The 5,738-nt window shown below is 70.7% G+C and carries 6 protein-coding genes, 1 tRNA gene and 2 pseudogenes; 7 read left to right on the forward strand and 2 right to left on the reverse strand.

What is annotated here, in order from left to right; all coding sequences use genetic code 11:
• Window positions 1–109: pseudogene (locus CR938_RS13640) on the forward strand (IS5-like element ISCARN85 family transposase); the annotation flags it as partial.
• 12 nt (window positions 110–121) lie between these two features.
• On the opposite strand, the gene CR938_RS13645 reads toward CR938_RS13640, so the two are convergent.
• Window positions 122–769 (reverse strand): energy transducer TonB, encoded by a 648-nt coding sequence (locus CR938_RS13645; protein ID WP_162125521.1) that lies wholly within the window; start codon window positions 767–769, stop codon window positions 122–124.
• 105 nt (window positions 770–874) lie between these two features.
• Between CR938_RS13645 and serS the strand changes: the two genes are divergently transcribed.
• Genes serS through CR938_RS13660 form a run of 3 tightly spaced genes read left to right on the forward strand, consistent with a single transcriptional unit; the run spans window position 875 to window position 3,237 of the window.
• Entirely contained in the window at window positions 875–2,200 is a 1,326-nt protein-coding gene (gene serS, locus CR938_RS13650; RefSeq protein ID WP_162125522.1) for a serine--tRNA ligase, read from the forward strand.
• A complete protein-coding gene (locus CR938_RS13655) occupies window positions 2,197–2,349 on the forward strand; it encodes a hypothetical protein (RefSeq protein ID WP_162125523.1) in 153 nt (50 codons plus the stop codon). Before serS ends, CR938_RS13655 begins: the two co-directional genes overlap by 4 nt.
• Before the next feature lie 9 nt (window positions 2,350–2,358).
• Entirely contained in the window at window positions 2,359–3,237 is an 879-nt protein-coding gene (locus tag CR938_RS13660; RefSeq protein ID WP_162125524.1) for an acyltransferase family protein, read from the forward strand.
• A gap of 56 nt (window positions 3,238–3,293) precedes the next feature.
• Here the strand turns inward: CR938_RS13660 and CR938_RS13665 are convergent, their stop codons facing one another.
• Entirely contained in the window at window positions 3,294–3,881 is a 588-nt protein-coding gene (locus CR938_RS13665) for an FMN-dependent NADH-azoreductase (RefSeq protein ID WP_162125525.1), read from the reverse strand.
• 113 nt (window positions 3,882–3,994) lie between these two features.
• On the opposite strand from CR938_RS13665, the gene CR938_RS13670 reads away from it, so the two are divergent.
• From CR938_RS13670 to CR938_RS13680, 3 genes and pseudogenes are all read left to right on the forward strand, one after another.
• Window positions 3,995–4,981, forward strand: coding sequence for a LysR substrate-binding domain-containing protein (locus tag CR938_RS13670; RefSeq protein ID WP_162125526.1), 987 nt, complete (start codon window positions 3,995–3,997; stop codon window positions 4,979–4,981).
• A 118-nt stretch (window positions 4,982–5,099) separates the two neighbouring features.
• Window positions 5,100–5,189 (forward strand) — tRNA-Ser (locus CR938_RS13675).
• 258 nt (window positions 5,190–5,447) lie between these two features.
• Window positions 5,448–5,612 (forward strand): annotated as a pseudogene (locus CR938_RS13680) (response regulator transcription factor); the annotation flags it as partial.
• Between the last annotated feature and the right edge of the window lie 126 nt (window positions 5,613–5,738).

The following is a 5,738-nucleotide window of genomic DNA, read 5'->3' on the forward strand; positions in this document are numbered from 1 at the left end:
GTTCCGCCGTCTGAAAGGGTTCCGCCGCATCTTCAGCCGCTTCGACAAGCTCGACGTCATGTTCGCGGCCTTCATCCACTTCGCACTGATCGTCGAATCGTTGCGATAGTGTTAACAGGCCCTAGTCGAGGGTGAAGTCCACCGGCACGGCCAGCGAGCCGGGCACCGGCCGGCCGTCGGCATCGGTGGCCGGCCGGAAGCGCCAGCGCGACACCGCCTCGACCGCGGCCCGGTCCAGGTCGCGCGAGCCGCTGCGGCGGGCCACCTGCACCGTCACCGGAACGCCGCTGGCGTCCACCTCCACCTGCAGCAGCACGGTGCCGCTCTCGCCACGGCGCAGGGCAGCGGGCGGGTAGCGGGGCGGTGGCGACTGCCCGGGCAAAGGGGCCGGCGCCTGCACGACGGCGGACGTGGCCGGGGCGGGGGCCGTCTCGATGTCGGGCGGCAGCGGTGCGGATTCGGCCGGCGCGGGCGTCGGCTCCGGAGGCGGCGTCTCCTCCACCAGCTGCGGCGCGACCCCGTCCGGCGGCGGCAGGGGCGTGGCCGCACCCTCGCCCGCGGCCAGCGGCCCGGGCAGCGGCTCGCCAGAGGGGCCGGACAGCAGCGGGGCGGGGCCGGCCTCGGTCGGGGCGTCGTCGCGGTCGCGCACCGCCAGCCACACCAGCAGGTACAGCAGCAGGCCCAGCACGAAGGCGTAGCCGACCACGGCCCAGCGGCCGTGCGGCACGCGCCGGAGCAGATCGGTCAGGGAACGGGCGGAGGCTGCCATCGGTTCTCGCGGATACGGGGCCGCTCCTGATTCTGGCACAGCGGCGGCGAGCCGCCGGGGACCGGATCGGGGATAATGGCGCCCTCGTCCCAATCCGTGCCCGTCATGCTCGATCCCGCGCTGCTCCGCAACCAGACCGCCGCCCTGGCCGAACGCCTGGCCACCCGTGGCTTCACCCTCGACACCGCCACGCTGGAGGCCCTGGAGTCCGAGCGCAAGGAGATCCAGAAGCGCACCCAGGAGCTGCAGAACCTGCGCAACACCCACAGCAAGGAGATCGGCAGGCTGATGGGCGCGGCCGCCAGGCACGCGGCCGCCGGCGAACACGGACAGGCCGAGGCCAGCAAGGCCCGCGCCGAGCAGCTGAAGGCCGAGGTGGCCGGCTTCGGCGACGAACTGAAGGCGTCCGAGGCGCGGCTGGACGAGATCCGCGCGCGGATCGAGGCCATCGCCCTGGCCATCCCCAATCTGCCGGCCGAGGACGTACCGGCGGGTCCGGACGAGAGCGCCAACGTCGAGATCCACCGTTGGGGGCAGCCGCGCCAGTTCGACTTCCAGGTCCGCGACCACGTGGACCTGGGCGTGCCGCACGGCTGGCTGGACGCCGAGACCGCGGCCAAGATGAGCGGCGCGCGCTTCACCGTGCTGCGCGGCCAGCTGGCGCGCCTGCACCGAGCCCTGGCCCAGTTCATGCTGGACCTGCACACCGGCGAGCACGGCTACGAGGAGACCAACGTGCCGGTGATCGTCAGCGCCGAGGCGCTGGTGGGCACCGGCCAGCTGCCCAGGTTCGAGGAGGACCTGTTCGCCACCCGGCTGGGCGAGCACCGTCGCTACCTGATCCCGACCTCCGAGGTGCCGCTGACCAACGTCGTGCGCGAGGAGATCGTCGAGGCCGAGCGCCTGCCGCTGCGCATGACCGCGCACTCGATGTGCTTCCGTTCCGAGGCCGGCAGCGGCGGCCGCGACGTGCGCGGCATGATCCGCCAGCACCAGTTCGAGAAGGTGGAGCTGGTCTCGATCGTGCGCCCGGAGGAGAGCGAGGCCGAGCACGAGCGCATGACCCGCTGCGCCGAGGTGGTGCTGGAGCGGTTGGGCCTGCCGTACCGCCGCGTGCTGCTGTGCACCGGCGACATGGGCTTCTCCGCGCGCAAGACCTACGACCTGGAGGTGTGGCTGCCTTCGCAGGACACCTATCGCGAGATCTCCTCCTGCTCCAACTGCGGCGACTTCCAGGCCCGCCGCATGCAGGCGCGCTGGCGCAACCCGGCCACCGGCAAGCCGGAGCTGGTGCACACCCTCAACGGTTCCGGCGTGGCGGTCGGCCGCGCCCTGATCGCGGTGATGGAGAACTACCAGAACGCGGACGGCAGCATCACCGTGCCGGAGGTGCTGCGCCCGTACATGGGCGGCGCCGAGCGCATCGCATGACGGCGGTGGCGGCGGCACGGCAGGCGCGCAACCGTGCGGTCGGGTTGGACGCTGCGCGGTTCGTGCTGATCGTGCTGGTGGTGGCCGGGCACCTGCTCGAGCACCTGCGCCACGCCCCGCACCTGGATCTCCTGTACTGCTTCATCTAGCTGTTCCACATGCCCGCCTTCGCGTTCCTGTCGGGCATGGTGGCCTCCGACGAGCTGGACCGGCGACGGGCGCGCAGGCTGCTGTTCGGCATCGTCGGCGTCTACCTGCTGCACCAGGCCCTGGCCAGGGCGCTGGAAGCCTGGCTGTCGGGCAAGGCGTTCGCCTACCAGCCCGAGATCCCGTACTGGGCGCTGTGGTACCTGATGAGCCTGGTGTGGTGGCGTCTGTCGCTGCCGCTGCTGGCGACCTTGCGCCATCCGCTGCTGTGGGCCATCGGCCTGGCGCTGCTGGCAGGCCTCTGGCCCGCGGCCGGCTACGGCTGGTCGCTGTCGCGCACCCTGGTGTTCCTGCCATTCTTCGTCGCCGGACACCTGTGGGCGCGCGGCCGGGGCATGCGCCTGCCACGCATCCCCTGGCCGATGGCGGCCATGATGCTGGGCGTGCTGCTGGTCGTGGCCTGGCTGACCCGCGGCTTCCATCTGCAGTGGTACTACAACGGGGCCGGCTACGCGAACCTGTGGCCGGATCCGTGGCAGGGCCTGGCCTGGCGTGCCGTCTACCTGGCGGTGGCCGGGCTGGGGGTGGCCGCGGTGCTGGCACTGTGCGCGCGGGCGGCGGGAAGCTGGACGGTGCTGGGCCAGTACAGCATCGCGGCCTACGTGCTGCACATCTATCTGGTGAAGTACGCGCTGCACGCCGGCTGGCTCAAGCCGCTGGTGGTGCTGCCCGTGGAACTGCGCTTCGCCGCGCTGCTGGCGGTGTCGACGGTGGTGGCCGCCTGTTTCTGCCTGCTGGGCCGGCGTGTGCCCTGGCTGTTCGACCTGGACTGGCTGTACCGCTGGCTGGGGCGACAGCCCGAGGGCGGGCAGGCGCCCACGCGCGGCTAGCGCGAGAGGGCGTGGCCGGCAGGGGGCGCCCGCAGACCCCGTGCCGCGCGGTGCGTTCAGGCGGCCTGGCGCACGGTTTCGACGGTGGACGGGATGACCGCGCGGGCGGCGGCCAGCGCCTCGATGCGGTGCTGCGGCGACAGCGACACGCCCTCGGCGCGCACGAACTCGATGTCGGTGATGCCCAGGAAGCCGAACACCGTACGCAGGTAGGGCTCCTGGAAATCGGCCGGCGAGCCGGTGTACAGGCCACCGCGGCCGCTGGCGATGATCACCTTCTTGCCGCCGGCCAGGCCCTGCGGACCGGCCTCGGTGTAGCGGAAGGTGCGGCCGGCCACGGCGATGCGGTCGATCCAGGCCTTCAGCGTGGAGGGGATCGAGAAGTTGTACATGGGCGCGCCGATCACCACGACGTCGGCCTCCAGGAACTGCTGCAGCACCCGCTCGGCCTCGGCGGCATGCTCCGGATCGGTCCTGGCCAGGTGGCCGGCGGTCAGGTGGGGCAGGGGCTCGCGGTCCAGGTCGCGGTACTCGACCACCAGGTCGTCCAGTTCCGCCGCCCAGTGTGCGACGATGGCGGCACTCAGCTCGCGCGTGACGGAGTTCTGGCCCAGGGCGCTGGAATCGATGTGCAGGAGTTTCATGGCAGTGGCCTCGTAGGGGGCGGGGAGAGCTACGGGGCGCACTATCCGTTGTTGCGCAATTGGGATAAAGGTGGTTAGATGCCACCATCTGTTCCGGCAATGGAAATATCGCCATGCAGGACCTGAACGACCTCTACTACTTCGCGATGGTGGTCGAGCACGGCGGCTTCGCCGCGGCCGAACGTGCCTTGGGCATCCCCAAGTCGCGCCTGAGCCGCCGCATCAGCCAGCTGGAGACCGATCTGGGCGTGCGCCTGCTGCTACGCTCCACCCGCCGCTTCGCGGTCACCGACGTGGGCATGAGCGTGTACCGCCACGCCCAGACCATGCTGGCCGAGGCCCAGGCCGCGCGCGAGGTGGTGGACCGCCTCAGCGCCGAGCCGCGCGGCGTGGTGCGGGTGAGCGTGCCGGTGGCGCTGGCCCAGCAGCAGCTGCCCAGGCTGCTGCCGAGGTTCCTCGACCAGTACCCGAAGGTGCGCCTGCAGCTGCACGTGAGCAACCGCCGCGTGGACCTGATCAACGAGGGCTTCGACGTGGCCCTGCGCGTGCGCACCCGCCTGGACGACGACGGCAGCCTGGTGATGCGCAGCTTCGGCCAGATCCAGGCGCTGATGGTGGCCAGCCCGAAGTACCTGGACCGCGCCGGCCGTCCCAGGGATCCGGCGGAACTGGCTTCGCACCTGACCCTCAGCAGCCAGGAGGACGACGCCCACCAGCGCTGGGAGCTGCATGGCCCCAACGGCGAGGTGCGGCGCATCGAGCTGCAGCCGCGCGTGGCCGGCTCGGACTTCCCGCTGCTGCTGTCCATGGTCAAGGACGGCTACGGCATCACCATGCTGCCGGAGACGGTGTGCGCCGAGGCCGTGCGCAACGGCGAGCTGGAGGTGGTGCTGCCGGACTGGTCGCTGCCGCAGGGCATCTGCCATGCGGTGTTCGCCTCGCGCCGTGGCCTGCTGCCGGCGGTGCGGGTGTTCATCGACTTCCTGGCCGAGCACCTGCCGCAGCAGCTGGAGGCCTCGCGCCTGGATTGCGGTAACTGCGGCTTGCGCCGCAACGGCAACGGCCTGCCCGCGACGGAGGGTGCCGGCAGCACCAGCTGAGCGGCGCGCATGCGACAATACGGCGCCGCGGTGACGCCCTCGCGGCGGCGACCGCACTGGCCAAGCCGATGCAAAACCGGCGTACGAGGCGCAGCATCGTGTCGCCGGACAGAAAAACGGAGAGGTGGCCGAGTGGTTTAAGGCACCGGTCTTGAAAACCGGCGAAGGGTCAAACCTTCCGTGGGTTCGAATCCCACCCTCTCCGCCAGCACTGCCCCGATACCCGTCATTCGCGTCCCGCCAGGCGATGCAGGCGCGTAGGCATACGGCCGAGTCCTGTATCGGATTTTTCCTGCGTCCGGTTTACAGCGGCGGGAAGCTGCGTTGCGCATGGCGCGCGTGATCCTGCAATCCCCCGATTGTCACGTGCTCCCGTTTCCACGGAAACAGTAAACTGCCGGTCGCTTGTTTGCCGGCGAACGAGCGCGAAAGCTAGTCTGGAACTGGGCATACCGGGGGAAGCGGCATGACCATTCGCGTGTTCCTGGTGGACGATCATGCGCTGGTCAGGACGGGCATGCGCATGATCCTGTCGGCGGAGACCGACATCGAGGTGGTTGGTGAGGCCGAGACCGGCGAAGAGGCGCTGGCGCGCCTGCCGGGGGCGCGGCCGACCGTCATTCTTTGTGATTCCTGATTAGCCCCGACCCTCAGCCGCCAGTCGCAGGATGTGCGTCGCCCACCGCCGAGCATACGGCCACCTGAAGGCGACGAGGTGGCGTCATGAGCATCAATTCCGTGCAGTTCCAGGCTGGCC

It is taken from the genome of Pseudoxanthomonas taiwanensis (assembly GCF_010093135.1).
GTDB classification, from domain to species: Bacteria; Pseudomonadota; Gammaproteobacteria; order Xanthomonadales; family Xanthomonadaceae; genus Pseudoxanthomonas; species Pseudoxanthomonas taiwanensis.